Source organism: Planococcus sp. CP5-4_YE, assembly GCF_019042655.1.
In the GTDB taxonomy this organism is placed as follows: Bacteria; Bacillota; Bacilli; order Bacillales_A; family Planococcaceae; genus Planococcus.
In genome coordinates this window covers 386,108-403,385 of sequence record NZ_JAHPZO010000003.1, presented here as the reverse complement: position 1 = coordinate 403,385, position 17,278 = coordinate 386,108, and the positions used below count along the sequence as shown (strand labels likewise).

Sequence of the window (17,278 nt, the reverse complement as noted above, 5' to 3'; positions counted from 1 at the left end):
AACTCACTTTCGTTTTTCTTTTCAGTATACACGATGAGGCAAAACACGTTGAGTAATTTTGTCTATAGGTGTAAACTATCGTGTAGATTGCTTTTTATTTTGAACAAAGTCAGGGAGTGCAAAATGTCCTCATTAATTAAAGGTACCGCCATTTTAACTTTAGGTTTATTTCTGTCGAAATTGCTCGGCGTCATCTACATCATCCCGTTCTACAGCATGGTTGGAGCAGATAATATCGGACTTTACCAGTACGCATACATACCGTATAACTTGATGCTTGCGCTGGCGATTTCGGGTGCGCCGATCGCGTTTTCCAAGTTTACGGCTAAATACAATTCGCTCGGGGATTACGAAACCGGGAGGCGATTATTGCGCTCAGGCTTGCTGACGATGATGATTACCGGCTTTATATCGTTTTTGGCGCTTTATCTGCTGGCCGAACCGCTCGCGCGTATTACCATTTCGGAAGATGAAATCCTCTATTCGGTAAACGATATCGCTGATGCGATTCGCTGGGTCAGCTTCGCATTGATCGTCGTGCCGTTCATGAGTCTGTGGCGCGGCTTTTTCCAAGGCTATAACTATATGATGCCGACCGCCGTGTCGCAATTGATCGAACAGATCGTCCGCATCATCTTTTTACTCGGCGGCGCATTCGCCGTCATTTACCTTTTTGACGGCACGCCGAAGACCGCTATCCAGTTCGCTGTATTGTCCGCTGCAATCGGTGCGCTCGGCGGGCTTGTCACTTTGTATTATTTCTGGCGTAAAAAGAAGCCGGAATATAATCAGCTACTCGCAACATCCGTTGAATCTTACGATGTGCGGTTGCGGGATATGTACCGTGAAATCCTGCTATACGCCGTACCGGTCATTTTTCTTGGCATCGCCAATCCCTTGTTCCAATTCGTCGATTTGATGACCTTCAACCGGGCAATGGCAGCCGGCAATAATATCATGGAGACGGACCTTCTTGGAATCTTGAATTTGACTGCCCATAAGCTGGTCATGATTCCAGTAATGCTTGCGACGGGCTTCTCGATGGCGCTCATTCCGCTCATCACGAAGCATTTCACGCGCAACGAACATCTGCAAGTAACGAAAACATTGGACCAGTCATTCCAGCTGATCTTGTTCTTGACCTTGCCTGCAGTCATCGGCATGACGATGCTGTCGGATGAGCTTTATCATGTCTTTTATCAAGTGAGTGAGATTGGTTCGGAGATTTTGGCGCATTATTTACCGGTTGCGATCCTTTTTGCCGCATTCCCTGTGACAGCTTCCATCTTACAGGGGATCAATAAACAGAAATGGATCATCATCAACTTGTTGATCGGTCTCGGGCTTAAAGCATTGCTGAATACGCCGCTGATCATGTGGTTCGAGACGGACGGCGCGATCGCTGCAACGATCATCGGCTATGTCGTCGCGATCACGATGAACATGATCGTCATTTCAAAGGTAATGAATTACCGCTCGAAAATGGTGTTCCGCCGCATTTTGCTCATTCTCATCTTGAATGCCGTCATGGCGTTCGCTGTGTATTTTGCAATGAACGGTCTCGATTATATTATCGGCATGGACAATAAATTATTGTCGATGATCCGCATCATCTTAGTCGGCGGGGTCGGCGCTATTGTTTACGGATACCTCAGCTTGAAGACAGGGCTTGCCCAGAAGCTGCTCGGCGCGAGAATTACGCGCATTACAAGACGCTTCGGCTTCTAGGAGGAAATGATATGAGAATCGATAAATTATTGTCGAATTCAGGATTCGGCTCAAGAAAAGAAGTTAAGATTTTACTGAAATCGAAAGCGGTGGAAGTGAACGGCGAAACGGTGCGCGATCCGAAGTTTCACGTTGATGAGAAAGCGGATGACGTATCGGTCGCCGGTGAACCGGTCGTCTACCGGGAGTTTATCTATTTAATGATGAACAAACCGCAAGGCGTCATTTCAGCGACAGAAGACCGCTTCGATGAAACCGTCATCGATTTACTGACGGAAGATGAGCAGCGATTCGAGCCGTTTCCGGTCGGGCGCCTCGATAAAGATACGGAAGGGCTGCTGCTGATCACAAACGACGGCAAATTGGCTCACGAGTTGCTGTCGCCGAAAAAGCATGTCGATAAAACCTATTACGCAAAAATCGACAGCCCCGTAACTGATGAAGACATAGAAGCATTCAAACAAGGTGTTACGCTTGATGATGGTTACGAAACAAAGCCTGCGCAGCTGCACATTTTACGCAGCGGAGATGAATCCGAAATCGAATTGACTATCACGGAAGGCAAATTCCACCAGGTCAAGCGCATGTTTGAAAGCGTGAATAAGCAAGTGGTGTATTTGAAGCGTTTGTCGATGGGCATGCTCCAATTGGACGAAGCGCTTGAGCTAGGGGAATACCGTGAATTGACGGAAGATGAATTAACTAAATTAAAACAAAGAAAATGACCGCCTTAGCGGTCATTTTCTTTGTTTTCAGGACGTCATTTTGACTTTTTTCTCCGTCGTTGTCCATTTGCCCCGAACTGGGCTTTTTATCAGTTCGTTAAAGGCCAACACATTCAAATCCCTTTGAATGGTGCGAGGAGTGATGCCGAATTCATCGACCAGATCCTGTGTGGTCACAGTCCCGTTCTCGAGAATGTACTTGTACATGTCTTTGATTCGAATGAGCATGCGGTCAGTTGTGGGTTTCATAAGTTAAGAACCACTCCTTCATCTTTAATACCAATGGCAAAGACTAGCGGACGCGTGAGTGTGGTGTATACAGCGATTAAGGAATAATAGCGGTAGACAGCTCCTTTTTATAGAAAATCCGTCAATTTGACTTGTCTGACAATTTGATTATATCGGAAAAACGTCTCAGATTCCATGATTTTGGGTTTTCTTTACTGGAACTTAATATGAATGAAATAGAAAATATCTGCAGAAAATAACCGGCTGTTCTTTAAATTATTTGAAAAAAGTGTACAATAGCCATAACAAAAAGGAGTGTGAGGCATGGATTGGCAGCAGGAAGCAGAGCGGCGTAAAGAAGAATTGCTCAGTGAATTGCAGGAGTTGATCGCAATTCCGAGCGTATTAAACGAAGACGGAAATCCTGGCGCTCCTTACGGAAAAGAAGTGCGAGAAGCGCTCGATTGGTTTTTGGAAAAAGGAGAGCGTGCAGGGTTTAAGGTGAAAAATGTCGATAACGTGGCAGGTCATCTGGAGACTGGAGAAGGTGATGAACTTCTCGGAATTCTTGGCCACGTGGATGTCGTGCCGGCTGGAGACGGTTGGACAAAAGACCCGTTCGGCGGCGAAATCGTTGACGGGAAATTATATGGGCGTGGAGCCATTGATGATAAAGGCCCGACCATCGCTGCATGGCTGGCGCTGAAAATGGTCAAGGATGCAGGATTCGAGTTCAAGCGCCGAGTAAGGTTGATCATTGGGACTGATGAAGAAAGCGGCTTCCGCTGCGTGGAACGTTATTTCCAGACAGAGGAAATGCCGGATATCGGATTTGCGCCGGATGCGGATTTTCCGATCATCAATGCGGAAAAAGGCATCGCGGACATCCAGTACACGCTGGGTGCTGCAAAAACCGGCGAATTGCTGGAATTCACTTCAGGGGAACGGACCAATATGGTGCCGGACCGTGCGGTGGCAAGCCTAGCACTGGAAATCGGCGAGATGGATACGGCTTTCCGGGAATTTTGCGAAAAGGAAAAGGTGACAGGCGACTGTACGCCGAATGCTGACGGGACTGTATTGACCGTATACGGCAAATCGGCCCATGCCATGGAACCCGATGCAGGCGTCAATGCCGGCATTTTGCTCGCGAAATTTTTGCAAGATAAAGTTACGGGAGACGGTTCTGAGTTCGTCCGCTTTATCACCGATTATTTCAGCGGCGATTCCAGAGGACGAAAGCTCGGACTCTCGTTTTCGGATGATGCGTCCGGTGACACGACATTCAATACCGGCATCATGCGGTTCAAGGCGGGAGAGCGTGCCGATGTACGCGTCAGCATGCGCTATTCCGTCAGCTGCCCATTTGATGAATTGATGGCAGGACATCAAATAGAAGGCATTAAAGTGGATATAGTATCCAATTCAAAGCCGCATCATGTCGATGCAGCCGATCCGTTTATTCAAACACTGCAGCAGGCTTACGAGAAGCAAACCGGCGAGCCGGCAGACTTATTGGCGATCGGTGGCGGCACTTATGCACGCGTGCTTGATAAAGGCGTCGCTTTCGGGATGTTGTTTCCGGGAGAACTCGATGTCGCGCATCAAGCCGATGAATTCGTTGATATTGACAATTTGGTAAAAGCAACAGCGATATATGCAGAAGCCATTTATCAACTGGCTTGCAAATAATTACAGGGAAGAAGGAATGGCAATGAAATGGATTTTGTCTAACGGCGAGATTGTAAAAGAACAGGATTTGGAGATTTCAAAAGAAGACCGCGGGTATCAGTTCGGCGACGGCATTTATGAAGTCATCCGCGTGTATGAAGGGGATTTGTTCACGGCAACGGAACATATCGACCGTTTCTATGCCAGTGCAGAGAAAATCCGCATTACGGTTCCTTACACAAAAGACGTGTTCCATAAGATGCTCTACGATTTGGTTGAATTGAATCAAATCGACAACGGCCAAGTGTATGTTCAAATTACCCGCGGAGCGGCTCCTCGAAATCATCAATTCCCGGAAAATGCAGAGCCGGTGGTGGTCGGTTACACGAAATCGGTCGAGCGCCCTGTGACATTCCTGAAAGAAGGCGTGAAAGCGGTCTTGATTGAAGACATGCGCTGGTTGCGCTGCGACATCAAGAGCTTGAACTTGCTCGGCAATGTGATGGCTAAACAACAGGCTTATGAAGAAGGTTATTTCGAAGCGATTCTTCACCGCGGCGATACGGTAACGGAAGGTTCATCATCGAATATGTACGGCATCAAAGACGGTGTTCTCTATACCCATCCAGCGACCAACTTGATCTTGAACGGCATCACGCGACGCGTCATCTTCGAACTATGCGGCGAAATGGGCATTGAAGTGATGGAAACGGCGTTCACGAAGCAGCAAGCGCTTGAAATGGATGAATTTTTCCTGTCATCCACGACTTCTGAAGTCATGCCGGTCACTGAGATTTCCGGTCAGAAAATTGCGGATGGCAAGCCTGGCGAATTGACGCGCAAACTGCAAAAAGCTTTTGAAGCGCGGATTAAATTGGGCGTTATTTCCTGATTCCTGCACTTATTATGCAATCCCGGGACCGGCAAAGAGCCGGTCCTTTTTTTGCGCCCGTCAGTTATAATAAAGTGAGGTGATGATTATGAGCACGCATTATTTTATCGGAATTCGGATTCCGCAAAAAATAGCAGAAAAAATCGGGCAAGCGAGAGATTCCTGGGAGCTGTCTACTCATAAGCGTTTAACGCCTCCTGGAGACATGCACATTACCTTGGTCTTTATTGGCGAAGACCGCTATGGCGAATTGGGAGAGATTGTTGAACGTCTCCGGCAAATTGATCAAGCGCCGTTTCGCTTGCGGCTCGACGGCGTGAAGACTTTCGGCAATCCTGAAACTCCACGCATTGTCTATGCTGCGTTGGCTGACAGCCCTGGATTGATGGAACTTCAACAGGCTGTAGAGCAACAGCTGTGGCCATTGCAACTGTCCACTGACCCGAAACCTTTTGTTCCGCATATTACACTCGCCAGCCGCTGGAAAGGCGGCGAATTGGCAGGGAACTGGCAGCTGGAAGAGCTGGAATTTGAGGTTGATTCATTCTCCTTATTCGAAATTCATCCACGGGAAACCCCGCGATACAAAGAAATCCAAACTTATCGATTGAAAGGCGACGCTTAAGCGTTAGGGGGGAAATATGGAGATTGTCTTTATCATCAACCCAACAGCCGGCAACGGGGCGGCACTTAGGAAATGGCCCAAGTTTTCCGAAACGATCGATTTTCCTTTCGAGCAATTCGTTACCCGCTCTCCAGGGCATGCATTTCAATTGGTCGAACAATTGAAAGAGAGGGAACGGAAGACTTTGGTGATCGGCTTTGGCGGAGACGGGACGATGCGTGAAATTGCAGCAGCTGCGGCCGGCTCGAAGCATCTATTCATCGCTTCGGTTCCTGCCGGGTCGGGCAATGATTTCGCGCGTACATTTGGTTGTTTTTCCTCTACACAGGAAATCAGCCGTTTTTTGGCAAGCCCGAAAGGCCAGCTGACCGATATCGGGCAAGTGGGCGTTCAACCGGAGCAGCTGTTTACCAGCAGTTCCGGCCTTGGCTTTGACGCCGCCGTGGCGCATGCTGTCAATCGTTCGAGAACGAAGCTGTGGCTGAATAAATTCAGGCTCGGCAAATTGGCGTATTTGATTTTCGTCGTCACGACCTTGTTTGCATTCAAGAAGTTCTGCCTGACGGTCGAATTGAATGGCGCAGTTTATCATTATGAGGATGTGTGGCTCGCTACTGTCAGCAATCAGCCGTATTTTGGCGGCGGTATGAAGATTTCACCTAATTCGTCTGTCCACGATGGCCTGCTCGAATTGACGGTCGTCCACCGTTTGCCGAGATTGAAACTACTGGCCGTATTTGGTACGGTATTTAGCGGAAGCCATACGAAATTTTCGGAAGTCGTGCAGTTCAGCGGCAAGCATTTTTCGCTCGCCGTGGATTGCCCAGTACCGCGTCATGTGGACGGGGACGACGCGGGAATGGCAGATGCGCAAGAACCACTCGAGTTTTGTGTTTCAGCTAAACAATGGCAACAAGCAAAATTATAAGCAGAAAGAGGATGTCTATACATGAGAGCAAGATATAAACCATGGGCGGCAGAGTTGATTGAAGCCCATCCGGAAATCGTCATTCCGAATCCGGAAGCGCTAAAAGGCAAATGGCACGAAGAGTTCGGCAATGACCGCCCGATCCACATCGAGGCCGGAAGCGGGAAAGGCCGTTTTATTACGGGCATGGCACAAGCCAATCCGGATATTAATTACATCGGAATTGAACTGTTCGAAAGCGTGATCGTGACGGCACTTCAAGGGGCGTTAGAGCCGGAAGGCGGCATCCCGAACCTCCGTCTCTTGCAAGTGAACGCGCAGGAACTTGAAACATTTTTCGAAGCAAGCGAAATCGATCGCGTTTACTTGAACTTTTCGGATCCTTGGCCGAAGACGCGCCACGCGAAACGGCGTTTGACGCATGAGAGTTTTTTGAAATTGTATGAACGTGTGTTGCCTGAAGGCGGCGAAATTCATTTCAAGACCGATAACCGCGGGCTTTTTGAATATTCGCTCACGAGCATTTCCGAATATGGTATGTTATTGAAGGATGTATCGCTGGATCTTCATGCCAATGAACCGGAGTGGAATATCATGACGGAATATGAAGAGAAGTTTTTGAAAAAAGGGCAGCCGATCTACCGGCTGGAGGCGAAATTCCAAGCGTAACATCAACTCATAAGGGGGAGTTTGTATGCAGAAATTTCAATTTCACGACATGTTGTTAACTTGGCTTGATGGGGGAACGACTTGGCTCGATGGAGGCACGATGTTCGGCGTCGTCCCGAAAGTAGTGTGGTCAAAACGCTATCCTGCAAATGGACAGAACCAGATTGAATTGCCGACACATCCGATTTTGGTGCAGTTCGATGGCCATAATATCCTTGTTGACAGCGGGCTTGGCAATGGCAAATTGACCGATCGCCAAAAGCGCAATCTGGGCGTTTCCTCGGAATCACTTGTGGAAGAGCAGCTGAAAGAGCTCGGCTTGTCTGCGGAAGATATTGATACGGTGTTGATGACGCATCTCCACGGCGATCACGCGGCCGGCTTGACGAAAAAGCAAGGCGAGAGATACGTGTCTGCGTTTCCGAACGCAAAAATTTACGTATCGGCTGTGGAATGGGAGGAAATGCAAAACCCGAACATCCGCTCACGCAATACGTATTGGAAAGAAAATTGGGAGCCAATTACCGGACAGGTCGAAACCTTTACCGACAAAGTGACCGTGTTCGACGCCATCACCATGATCCACACCGGTGGCCATTCGAACGGCCATAGCGTCATCAAGTTTGAACAGAACGGCGAGACGATTCTCCATATGGGAGACATTATGCCGACCCATGCCCATCAAAATCCGCTGTGGGTATTGGCATTCGATGATTATCCGATGGACTCGATCTATGCAAAAGACAAGCTGATGAAAGAAGCGCTGCCGGGCAATTTCTATTTCAGCTTCTATCACGATGCCTTTTACCGACTCATCAAATGGAACGAGGACGGAAAAGAAGTGGTCGACGCGCTCGAACGCAAAGAAAAAGTGTTTGAATAAGAAGAAAGCAAAACGCCCTGCGGATATTTCCGCAGGGCGTTTTAACGTGTTCTTTTAGGATTTGGTGACTTCCAAGACAGCTCCGGTGTAGGCATCGGCCAGAAACTCATATTGCTCGAGTTCATCGTCGCGATGCCGCGTGATGCCGCCTTTATACACTTCCGTCTTGACGGCGTGCTGATTGTAAGGCTCGGTTTTCATAAAGATCCACGAGCCGTCGATCGGGCCTTCCTCTTTGAAAGACTGTTTAACTTTCTTCAACACATCATCGGCCGGGTAAAGCGTCTGTTTGTTTTCGAGAACTTCCTTTGCGATATAAGCTGTTGCTGCACCCGCAGCAAATCCAATGAGCAAATCACGATTTTTCATGAAAACCCCTCCTTTGCATTCTGGCTAAATTGTACCATAAAGCGGAAAAATACACGCAATGAACTGTAAGCACTCAAAATATTTCGTCAATCGAACTACCTGAACTGGCATTCACAAGAAAAAAGCTCTAAACTGGTAAAGGATGCACATACATATTTTATCGAGGGGGAATTTAAATGAACCAAGATACAAGAACGATGTTTAAAACTTTGACCGAGCTTCCAGGAGCACCCGGCAATGAATCCGCGGTGCGCAAGTTTATGCGCAGTGAGCTTGAAAAATATTCGGATGAACTGATCCAGGACAATCTCGGAAGTATATTTGGCGTCAAAAAAGGCTCACACGATGGGCCGCGCGTCATGGTTGCTGGTCATATGGACGAAGTCGGCTTCATGGTCACGCAAATCACTGACAATGGCATGCTGCGCTTTCAACCACTCGGCGGCTGGTGGAACCAGGTCATGCTGGCAATGCGTGTGGACGTTGTAGCTGGAGACCGCATCATTCCGGGCGTCGTCGGGTCGATCCCGCCGCATCTATTGGACGAGGCAACGCGCCAAAAGCCGATGGACATTAAAAACATGCTGATCGATATCGGTGCAGACGATAAAGAAGATGCACTGTCGATGGGCGTTCGCCCTGGCCAGCAAATCGTTCCATTCAGCCCATTCACGCCGATGGCCAATGACAAGAAAATCATGGCAAAAGCTTGGGACAACCGTTATGGCTGCGGATTGTCGATTGAATTGCTAAAAGAATTGCAAGGCGAGTCTTTGCCGAACCAATTGTTCTCCGGGGCGACGGTCATGGAAGAAGTGGGACTTCGCGGTGCGCAGACAGCCGCCAATTTGATCCAGCCGGATATCTTTTATGCGCTGGATGCAAGCCCGGCAAACGATGCGACAGGGGATAAGAACGAATTCGGCCAGCTAGGAAAAGGAGCGCTGTTGCGCATCCTCGACCGCACGATGGTCACACACCGCGGCATGCGCGAATTCATTCTCGATACTGCTGAAACACATAACATCCCTTACCAATACTTTGTCTCGCAAGGCGGGACGGATGCTGGGAAAGTCCATATCGCCAATGAAGGGATCCCAAGTTCTGTCATTGGCATCTGCTCGCGCTATATCCATACTTCCGCCTCGGTCATCCATACAGACGATTACGCAGCGGCCAAAGAGCTGCTCGTGAAATTGGTGAAGGCAACAGACCAGTCGACGATTGACACAATCAAACAAAACGTCTGATGAAAAGCGGCCCCCGGGCCGCTTTTTGTCTGGCTGCGGATAAAAATTTTACATGAAGCAAAGGAGAGAAACAGATGAAATTATGTGTAGCATCAACCAATCCAGCTAAAACCGGGGCAGTCGCGTCAGCTCTTGAGAAATTAGGCATCCAGGCAGAGATCAACCAGCAAGAAGCACAATCAGGAGTTTCGGCACAGCCATTTTCCATTGAAGAAACCAGAGCCGGGGCGATTAATCGAGCACATCATGTGCTGGCTGATTGTGACGCTGCAATTGGATTGGAAGGGGGCGTCTTCGAACTCGACGGGACGATGTATCTATGCAATTGGGGAGCCCTGGTTACGTCCGATGGAGACGTTTACGTGGCAGGCGGGGCGCAAGTGCCGTTGCCTGCGGAAATTGCCATGCTATTGCGTGCTGGCGAAGAACTCGGCCCTGTAATGGACCGCTATGCACAGGAAACAGGCATCCGCCACCATAAAGGAGCGATCGGAATTTTGACAGCCGGCAAGTTGAACCGGGTTGAGCTATTTTCTCAAATCGTTGTCTTATTGTTCGGGCAATGGCAAGCAAACAGCGATTAAGTTGCATGTGCCCACAAACATCTTTAAAATGTAGCTAGAAAAGAAAAGCTTATTCAATCATGCCTGTTTTGCTGCTTTATTCAGGAAACGGGAAGCCGATGGAGAAAAAGAGGGGGAAATGCTGTGCTTCGAATGGGTTTACAAATGATGTTGTTTTCGTCAGTCCTGGTTCTCGCTGGCTGTGTCAGTCCTGAGGACGATCTGGTGGAAGGCGTTTCAAGCGCCAGGGCGGCATTTGAAGAGGAAGCGCCGGAACCGAATGAAACGGCCGGCGAAACGGAACTCTATGTTCCCGGGGCCTATGAAGTGCAGCAGCCTTCAGATGATCATAATGTATTGATCACCCGCGGCAGCCAAGCGTTTGCGTTGTTCCTCAACCCAAACGAAGCACCGGACAGCACGTTCTTCTATGATTTGCAAAAAGCCAATCCGGAAGCAACCTGGCTTGCGGATGAGAAATTCAGCCAACATGGCCGGTTCGGGTTCGTCACGGTCCGGACGATTGCAGAAGACCGCTACGAATTGGTGGTCAGTTCCGGAGGCGCGAAACTTTCAACGATTACAGAGCAAGCCGCGCTTCGAAACCATATGGAATGGATGATGGAAACCGTCCGTTCCATCGAAGCGGCACAAGAGGAGTGAACAATATGGAAAAATTGCAGTCAGTCGAGCAATTTACGCAATTAGCAAACTCAGAGAATGTCATCTTCATGTTTACAGCTGGATGGTGCCCGGATTGCCGGGTGATCGATCCCATCATGCCTGACATTGAAGAGAAATTCAGCGACTATACTTTTGTCTCAGTCGACCGGGACGAATTCATCGATTTGTGCATCGAAAAAGATATTTATGGAATCCCGAGCTTTCTTGGATTCCGTGGAGGCGAGGAGCAAGGGCGCTTCGTCAGCCGCGACCGCAAGACGCAGGAGGAAATTGAATCGTTTATCTCCAACCTGTCGAAATAAAAGGGAAAACGGTTCTCCTGTATGCAGGATGAACCGTTTGTTTGTGAAAAGGAGGAAAATAGGAATGAAATCCGCCGAGTTATTTACTATACTGAAAGAGCGGGTTGCAAATGACCAGTTGAACTGGACATTGGACCGCCAAAAAGATATCGCAAATGTTAGGCATAAAAAGCTGGGGAAAGGCATGACCATTTCCTTGCCGCAAGTAATCAACCGTTTTGAAACGAAAGGTGATTCAGCTATCGAAGAAATCACTTATACCATTTCCGAGACCTTCCAAGCGATGGAACGCGAGTCAGCTGGGGAATTGCCGGGCGAGCAGCATATTTACCCGGTTATCCGTTCGACTTCGTTTCCGGAAGAATCGCGTGAAGGCCATCGCTTCCTGACTTCGCCCCATACAGCAGAAACGCGTGTTTATTATGCACTCGATGCAGGGACGACTTACCGACTGATTGATGACAAAGTGTTGGAAAGCCTAGCGCTGACAGCCGATCAAGTACAGGAAATTGCCAAATTCCAAGTGAAGAAGTTAAAAACTACTGTCAAAGAAGACCATGTAGCAGGAAATGTTTTTTACTTCCTGAATGAAAATGATGGTTATGATGCCACACGCATCTTGAATGAAACGTTTTTGAAAGACATGAAAAACAAAGTACAAGGGGACATGACCGTCTCAGTCCCCCATCAGGACGTCTTGATCATCGGCGATATCCGCAACGAGACCGGATACGACGTGCTTGCCCAGATGGCAATGCATTTCTTCACGAACGGCAAAGTGCCGATTACATCCTTATCGTTCGTCTATGAAAACGAGGCGCTTGAACCGATATTCATCTTAGCGAAAAACAGACCCGAGAAGGAGAACGATAAAAAATGAATGCATTCTATAATAAACAAGGTGTCGGCGATGTGCTGCTTGTCCAATTGACATTAGACAAGCCGGAAAAAATCCATACGGAACAATTTGGGGATGTGACTTTGATCAAAAATGGCCAGCAGGAAATCGCCGGTTTCAACTTGTTCCAAGCAAGCGATTATGCAGACTTGCCGGAAGGTCAGCCTGTAGAAGTGACGGAAGCACTCATGACGGCGCTTCAAAACGCATTGGAGAAAAACGGTGTCTCCCATACGCTGGAAGTTGATTTAACACCAAAATTCGTTGTCGGCTATGTAGCGTTGAAAGACAAGCATCCGAATGCCGACAAATTGAATGTGTGCCAAGTGGCAGTCGGCGAAGAAACTTTGCAGATTGTTTGCGGTGCGCCGAATGTCGAAGCAGGCCAAAAAGTGGTCGTTGCTAAAGTCGGTGCGGTCATGCCTTCTGGTATGGTTATTCGTGATGCAGAACTGCGCGGCGTCGCTTCTAGCGGAATGATTTGCTCAGCGAAAGAATTGGACTTGCCGGATGCGCCGGCGGAAAAAGGAATTTTGGTATTGCCGGAAGATGCGCAAACAGGATCTCCATTTGAAATGAAGGTGTAACGATGAGCTGGATGAAAAATATGTGGAATAAAATGTTCACAGAAGACACGGAAACAGAAGAAAAGCCGTTCGTGCACAGTGAGGAAATACAGCATTCCCAGACGAAACCACAAGACAGCAAACCGGCCCCGTTCCGGTTTCCGCTTATTTCTGATGAAGAAGCGAAAGGCTTGCCTGTTGAAAACCGCAAACCTGAACGTCGGGAAGAAAAGCCGCGTAGTGAAGCACCTTTAAAAGAAACGGAAGAAAAAGCATATGAACTCGATGCCTTGGAACCGAGCGGCAAATTGCCGAAACCGAATGCGGGGCGCAATAAGAAAAAACGCCCACATGTGCCGAAAACAGCTGAACCGCAAGGCCTCGATCTTCCAGGCAACACGACGCGGCGCTTCCAGCCGACGCGTGTAGCATCTCCGGTGCACGGATTTACAGACCGTCCAACGCCAATCGATGAACTATTGGAACAGGAAGCGAAAAAGAAAGCAGAACTTGAACGCAAAAACGATTGGTCGCAGCGCAGCCTGCAAGAATTGTACAAGAAGAGCGATGATCGGCTGCCACAGGCGAAAAAACCGAATTCCACTATGGAAACAACGGTGTATAAGCCTGTAAAACAAAAAGAACAGGCTCCCGAAAAGGCATCTGACAGTGAAAAACCACATGAGAATGCATTGGTGGAAGAAGACCAGCAAGTGGAAAAAAAGCCTGAACCGCATTATGAATGGGCAGACCGCAGCCTTCAGGATTTATTGCCGAAAAACCAAAAAGTTGACCAAGAACCTGAAAAAACCCCTGAACAAGAACCTGAGCAAGCGGAAGTGACGGTTTACCGCACAGCCAATCAAGAACAGCCTTCGAATGAGTTGGCGGATGCTGGCAACGCTGAAGAAAATGGTGAAGTCTTCGAGGAAGGCACAGGCAAAGGCGGCCCAACGGCAATTGTTGAACCGCCTGTAACGGAATCGGAAACACATGCAGAAACGGCACAAACTGCAAAGCCGGAATCCGAGCGTGAAGACCATATACATAGCCCGGAGCCGAAACCGGTATTGCCGCAGGCGAAAACACAGGATAAAGGCAAAAAAGAACGAACAGTGCCATTCAATGTGTTGATGTTGAAATCGGATAAAGAACGTTTGCCGAAACAGCAGCAAGCTCCGATAGCGGAAAAAAAAACGGCATTAATAGAGGAAACCGCAGTTGAACCTGTAAATGATGATGAAAAAAGCTATACCGGGTATCAATTGCCTGGCCATGAGTATCTGCTAGAGCCTGAAAATGACTTGAAAGATGAAACATGGATGGAAGAACAGGGCCATCGCCTGATTGAAGCTTTGTCCCACTTCCAGATCAAGGCGGAAATTGTCGGCACAGTGCAAGGGCCAGCCGTCACCCGTTTTGAACTGCGTGTGGCGCAAGGAATCAAAGTGAGCAAAATCCGCAATTTGGCCGATGATCTGAAGTTGGCGCTTGCGGCGCGGGATATCCGCATTCAAGCCCCTATCCCTGGAAAAAGCTCGATTGGCATCGAAATTCCGAACCGCCAAAGCCGCGCAGTGAGCTTATCGGAAGTCATCGGAAGCCCGAACTTCAAAGCATCGGATTCACCGCTTGAAGCAGCGCTCGGGCTCGACCTGGCCGGGAATCCAGTTACGCTTGATTTGCGCAAGATGCCGCACGGTTTGATCGCGGGTGCTACAGGATCCGGAAAAAGCGTATGCATCAATTCACTGCTTGTCAGCCTGCTGTATCAATCTTCGCCGCGCGATTTAAAAATGCTGTTGATCGACCCGAAAATGGTCGAACTGGCTCCTTATAACCATATTCCGCATTTGGTCAGCCCAGTAATTACAGATGTCAAGGCAGCGACTGCTTCCTTGAAATGGGCAGTGGAAGAAATGGAACGCCGTTATCAGCTTTTCGCCCATACTGGGGTCCGCGATTTGGATCGTTACAACAAAATGGTCAATGACAAAGGACAGCCGGCACAACATCTGCCGTATATCCTGATCGTCATCGATGAATTGGCCGATTTGATGATGATGTCGCCTTCGGATGTGGAAGATTCCATTTGCCGCATCGCTCAAAAAGCACGCGCCTGCGGAATCCATTTGGTAATTGCTACCCAACGCCCATCTGTGGACGTCATCACAGGCTTGATCAAATCCAACATTCCGACGCGCATCGCCTTTTCTGTCTCGTCGCAAGTGGACAGCCGGACGATCTTAGATACCCAAGGTGCAGAGCGTTTGCTTGGGCGAGGGGACATGCTATATTTGGGGAATGGCATGGCTGCACCGAACCGCTTGCAAGGAACTTTCGTGACAGATGACGAAATCGAAAAAGTCATTGCCCATGTCCGTGCGCAAGGAGAGCCCGATTATATTTTTAAAGAAGAGGAATTGATCCAGCGCAGCCAGTCACCTGCTGAACAGGATGATTTGTTCGAGGAAGCCTGCCGGTTTATCATGTCACAAGGAAGCGCCTCGACTTCATTGTTGCAGCGGAAATTCCATATCGGCTATAACCGGGCCGCGCGTTTGATGGACCTGATCGAAGAGTACGGGTTCATCTCCGAGCAGAACGGCAGCAAAGCGAGAACGGTGCTAATTACGGAAAGTGATATCGAAGAAGTGTTCCGTTGAACCTAGAAGCCGCCAGAATTACAGGAATTATTGATTATTTCAGTGCCTCTGTACTTTGTGGTATAATCGGAGCATTGTGAAAAACTACCCAGCTATTGATTCCGCATCGGCGGTTTGACTAGACTAATTTTCCACTCCCACAGGAGGTTCATTTATGACAGTATTACATTTTACGGGCATTAAAGGTTCTGGCATGAGTGCGCTGGCCCAAATCATGCATGATATGGGCGAGTCGGTACAAGGCTCTGACATCGCGCAACATTTCTTCACGGAAGAGCGGCTGCGAGACAGAGGCATCACGATTTTGCCTTTCGATCCCGAAAACATTTCGCAGGATATGACAATCATCGCCGGAAATGCATTTAACGACGAGCATCCAGAGCTGGTCAAAGCCCGTGAAAGCGGTGCAACCATCATCCGGTACCATCAATTCCTTGGTGATTTGATGAAGCAATACGTTTCGGTCGCCATCACTGGCGCACACGGGAAAACATCGACAACCGGGCTTATGGCACATGTGTTGAACGGCTACAAACCGGTTTCTTACCTGATTGGTGACGGGACGGGATCGGGCCAGGAAGATTCCCATTTCTTCGTAGCGGAAGCATGCGAATATCGCCGCCATTTCTTGGCATATCACCCAGATTATGCGATCATGACCAATATCGATTTCGACCATCCCGATTATTTCGGCAGCGTTGACGATGTCTTCAAGGCGTTCCAGGAAATGGCGCAGCAAGTAAAAAAATGCATCATCGCTTGCGGGGATGACGAATACCTGCAGCAAATCCAAGCACCGGTACCGGTCGTTTATTACGGTTTTGGCGAGGAAAATGATTTCCAGGCGCGCAATATCGTAAAAACGACAGAAGGCACAACGTTTGATGTAGTCATCCGCAATGAATTCTTCCATACGTTCACGATCCCGATGTTCGGGGACCATGCCGTACAGAATGCACTTGCTGTTATCTCATTATGCCAATATGAAAGCATTCCGGCGGACATCATCCAAACGCAATTTTTGAGTTATGAAGGCGTCAAACGCCGCTTTACGGAGACGGTTATCGACGGTCGCATATTGATCGATGATTATGCTCACCATCCGACAGAAATCCGTGCTACTTTGCAATCGGCAAGCCAGAAGTATCCAGATCGCGAATTGATTGCGATTTTCCAGCCGCATACATTCAGCCGCACACAGACCTTCCTCCAGGAATTTGCTGATTGCCTTCAGGAAGCAAATCATGTCTATTTATGCGATATCTTCGGTTCAGCAAGAGAAGAAGCGGGAACTTTGACGATCCGGGACCTTCAAGAAAAAATCGAAGGCAGCCAGATCCTGCAATTGGAAGACATTGAAAATCTGGCTATCCACAATAATGCAGTATACCTTTTCATGGGAGCTGGAGATGTAACGAAATTCCAGCAAGCATATGAAGAAGTCTTGACAATGCCCAAAAAAGCCTAACCTCCACATAAGGTTAGGCTTTTTTTCTTTTTTAGGAATAAAAAAGACGGCGCTAAGAAAAATATTAGGTAATACGTGCAGGCATTTAAAAGCTTTTGCCGAATAATAATTTAGAGGCGTGTTTAAACCCGTATAGGGCAGGGTAGAAAATAGGTATACAAAA

18 protein-coding genes are annotated in these 17,278 nt (G+C 48.4%); 16 read left to right on the top strand and 2 right to left on the bottom strand.

Going from position 1 to position 17,278, the window contains the following annotated elements; all coding sequences use genetic code 11:
* Window positions 1-123: 123 nt before the first annotated feature.
* A complete protein-coding gene (locus KTG14_RS06375; RefSeq protein ID WP_216970137.1) occupies window positions 124-1,728 on the top strand; it encodes a putative polysaccharide biosynthesis protein in 1,605 nt (534 codons plus the stop codon).
* 11 nt (window positions 1,729-1,739) lie between these two features.
* Window positions 1,740-2,453, top strand: a complete 714-nt coding sequence (locus KTG14_RS06370; protein ID WP_216970136.1) for a pseudouridine synthase — start codon at window positions 1,740-1,742, stop codon at window positions 2,451-2,453.
* A gap of 27 nt (window positions 2,454-2,480) precedes the next feature.
* Here KTG14_RS06370 and KTG14_RS06365 read toward each other — a convergent pair whose 3' ends face one another.
* Entirely contained in the window at window positions 2,481-2,702 is a 222-nt protein-coding gene (locus tag KTG14_RS06365) for a DeoR family transcriptional regulator (RefSeq protein ID WP_058381140.1), read from the bottom strand.
* A 303-nt stretch (window positions 2,703-3,005) separates the two neighbouring features.
* On the opposite strand from KTG14_RS06365, the gene pepV reads away from it, so the two are divergent.
* The 6 genes from pepV to KTG14_RS06335 all read left to right on the top strand — a co-directional run bounded on the left by pepV (window position 3,006) and on the right by KTG14_RS06335 (window position 8,349).
* Window positions 3,006-4,373, top strand: coding sequence for a dipeptidase PepV (pepV, locus tag KTG14_RS06360; RefSeq protein ID WP_216970135.1), 1,368 nt, complete (start codon window positions 3,006-3,008; stop codon window positions 4,371-4,373).
* A gap of 22 nt (window positions 4,374-4,395) precedes the next feature.
* A complete protein-coding gene (gene dat / locus KTG14_RS06355) occupies window positions 4,396-5,244 on the top strand; it encodes a D-amino-acid transaminase (protein ID WP_216970134.1) in 849 nt (282 codons plus the stop codon).
* Between the two features lie 88 nt (window positions 5,245-5,332).
* Window positions 5,333-5,869, top strand: coding sequence for an RNA 2',3'-cyclic phosphodiesterase (gene thpR / locus KTG14_RS06350; RefSeq protein ID WP_216970133.1), 537 nt, complete (start codon window positions 5,333-5,335; stop codon window positions 5,867-5,869).
* Window positions 5,870-5,885: 16 nt separating this feature from the next.
* Window positions 5,886-6,797, top strand: a complete 912-nt coding sequence (locus tag KTG14_RS06345) for a diacylglycerol/lipid kinase family protein (RefSeq protein WP_216970132.1) — start codon at window positions 5,886-5,888, stop codon at window positions 6,795-6,797.
* Between the two features lie 21 nt (window positions 6,798-6,818).
* The gene (trmB, locus tag KTG14_RS06340) at window positions 6,819-7,466 is read left to right on the top strand and encodes a tRNA (guanosine(46)-N7)-methyltransferase TrmB (protein ID WP_216970131.1); all 648 of its coding nucleotides are present in this window, start codon (window positions 6,819-6,821) and stop codon (window positions 7,464-7,466) included.
* 25 nt (window positions 7,467-7,491) lie between these two features.
* The gene (locus KTG14_RS06335) at window positions 7,492-8,349 is read left to right on the top strand and encodes a YtnP family quorum-quenching lactonase (protein ID WP_216970130.1); all 858 of its coding nucleotides are present in this window, start codon (window positions 7,492-7,494) and stop codon (window positions 8,347-8,349) included.
* A gap of 54 nt (window positions 8,350-8,403) precedes the next feature.
* Here the strand turns inward: KTG14_RS06335 and KTG14_RS06330 are convergent, their stop codons facing one another.
* The gene (locus KTG14_RS06330; RefSeq protein WP_216970129.1) at window positions 8,404-8,718 is read right to left on the bottom strand and encodes a PepSY domain-containing protein; all 315 of its coding nucleotides are present in this window, start codon (window positions 8,716-8,718) and stop codon (window positions 8,404-8,406) included.
* Window positions 8,719-8,894: 176 nt separating this feature from the next.
* Here KTG14_RS06330 and KTG14_RS06325 point away from each other — a divergent pair, with 176 nt between their 5' ends.
* The 8 genes from KTG14_RS06325 (at window position 8,895) to murC (ending at window position 17,115) form a co-directional block, all read left to right on the top strand.
* On the top strand, window positions 8,895-9,968 hold the full coding sequence (locus KTG14_RS06325; RefSeq protein ID WP_216970128.1) for a M42 family metallopeptidase: 1,074 nt from the start codon (window positions 8,895-8,897) through the stop codon (window positions 9,966-9,968).
* A gap of 74 nt (window positions 9,969-10,042) precedes the next feature.
* On the top strand, window positions 10,043-10,552 hold the full coding sequence (locus KTG14_RS06320; protein WP_216970127.1) for a DUF84 family protein: 510 nt from the start codon (window positions 10,043-10,045) through the stop codon (window positions 10,550-10,552).
* Between the two features lie 132 nt (window positions 10,553-10,684).
* A complete protein-coding gene (locus tag KTG14_RS06315) occupies window positions 10,685-11,194 on the top strand; it encodes a hypothetical protein (RefSeq protein ID WP_216970173.1) in 510 nt (169 codons plus the stop codon).
* A 5-nt stretch (window positions 11,195-11,199) separates the two neighbouring features.
* A complete protein-coding gene (locus tag KTG14_RS06310; RefSeq protein WP_211653814.1) occupies window positions 11,200-11,517 on the top strand; it encodes a thioredoxin family protein in 318 nt (105 codons plus the stop codon).
* A 64-nt stretch (window positions 11,518-11,581) separates the two neighbouring features.
* On the top strand, window positions 11,582-12,397 hold the full coding sequence (locus tag KTG14_RS06305) for a DUF1444 family protein (protein WP_211653815.1): 816 nt from the start codon (window positions 11,582-11,584) through the stop codon (window positions 12,395-12,397).
* The gene (ytpR, locus tag KTG14_RS06300) at window positions 12,394-13,002 is read left to right on the top strand and encodes a YtpR family tRNA-binding protein (protein ID WP_216970126.1); all 609 of its coding nucleotides are present in this window, start codon (window positions 12,394-12,396) and stop codon (window positions 13,000-13,002) included. The genes KTG14_RS06305 and ytpR overlap by 4 nt, the downstream gene beginning before the upstream one ends.
* A 2-nt stretch (window positions 13,003-13,004) precedes the next feature.
* The gene (locus tag KTG14_RS06295; RefSeq protein ID WP_216970125.1) at window positions 13,005-15,647 is read left to right on the top strand and encodes a DNA translocase FtsK; all 2,643 of its coding nucleotides are present in this window, start codon (window positions 13,005-13,007) and stop codon (window positions 15,645-15,647) included.
* Window positions 15,648-15,801: 154 nt separating this feature from the next.
* Window positions 15,802-17,115 (top strand): UDP-N-acetylmuramate--L-alanine ligase, encoded by a 1,314-nt coding sequence (gene murC, locus KTG14_RS06290; RefSeq protein WP_216970124.1) that lies wholly within the window; start codon window positions 15,802-15,804, stop codon window positions 17,113-17,115.
* The last annotated feature ends 163 nt before the right edge of the window (window positions 17,116-17,278 follow it).

Excerpts from the sequence above, each read along its gene's own strand:
- KTG14_RS06310 (WP_211653814.1), top strand. The coding sequence starts at position 11,200 with ATGGAAAAATTGCAGTCAGTCGAGCAATTTACGCAATTAGCAAACTCA.
- trmB (WP_216970131.1), top strand. The coding sequence starts at position 6,819 with ATGAGAGCAAGATATAAACCATGGGCGGCAGAGTTGATTGAAGCCCAT.
- KTG14_RS06375 (WP_216970137.1), top strand. The coding sequence starts at position 124 with ATGTCCTCATTAATTAAAGGTACCGCCATTTTAACTTTAGGTTTATTT.
- KTG14_RS06370 (WP_216970136.1), top strand. The coding sequence starts at position 1,740 with ATGAGAATCGATAAATTATTGTCGAATTCAGGATTCGGCTCAAGAAAA.
- murC (WP_216970124.1), top strand. The coding sequence starts at position 15,802 with ATGACAGTATTACATTTTACGGGCATTAAAGGTTCTGGCATGAGTGCG.
- KTG14_RS06335 (WP_216970130.1), top strand. The coding sequence starts at position 7,492 with ATGCAGAAATTTCAATTTCACGACATGTTGTTAACTTGGCTTGATGGG.
- KTG14_RS06330 (WP_216970129.1), bottom strand. The coding sequence starts at position 8,718 with ATGAAAAATCGTGATTTGCTCATTGGATTTGCTGCGGGTGCAGCAACA.
- dat (WP_216970134.1), top strand. The coding sequence starts at position 4,396 with ATGAAATGGATTTTGTCTAACGGCGAGATTGTAAAAGAACAGGATTTG.
- KTG14_RS06315 (WP_216970173.1), top strand. The coding sequence starts at position 10,685 with ATGGGTTTACAAATGATGTTGTTTTCGTCAGTCCTGGTTCTCGCTGGC.
- KTG14_RS06365 (WP_058381140.1), bottom strand. The coding sequence starts at position 2,702 with ATGAAACCCACAACTGACCGCATGCTCATTCGAATCAAAGACATGTAC.
- KTG14_RS06295 (WP_216970125.1), top strand. The coding sequence starts at position 13,005 with ATGAGCTGGATGAAAAATATGTGGAATAAAATGTTCACAGAAGACACG.
- KTG14_RS06320 (WP_216970127.1), top strand. The coding sequence starts at position 10,043 with ATGAAATTATGTGTAGCATCAACCAATCCAGCTAAAACCGGGGCAGTC.
- KTG14_RS06325 (WP_216970128.1), top strand. The coding sequence starts at position 8,895 with ATGAACCAAGATACAAGAACGATGTTTAAAACTTTGACCGAGCTTCCA.
- thpR (WP_216970133.1), top strand. The coding sequence starts at position 5,333 with ATGAGCACGCATTATTTTATCGGAATTCGGATTCCGCAAAAAATAGCA.
- KTG14_RS06305 (WP_211653815.1), top strand. The coding sequence starts at position 11,582 with ATGAAATCCGCCGAGTTATTTACTATACTGAAAGAGCGGGTTGCAAAT.
- ytpR (WP_216970126.1), top strand. The coding sequence starts at position 12,394 with ATGAATGCATTCTATAATAAACAAGGTGTCGGCGATGTGCTGCTTGTC.
- KTG14_RS06345 (WP_216970132.1), top strand. The coding sequence starts at position 5,886 with ATGGAGATTGTCTTTATCATCAACCCAACAGCCGGCAACGGGGCGGCA.
- pepV (WP_216970135.1), top strand. The coding sequence starts at position 3,006 with ATGGATTGGCAGCAGGAAGCAGAGCGGCGTAAAGAAGAATTGCTCAGT.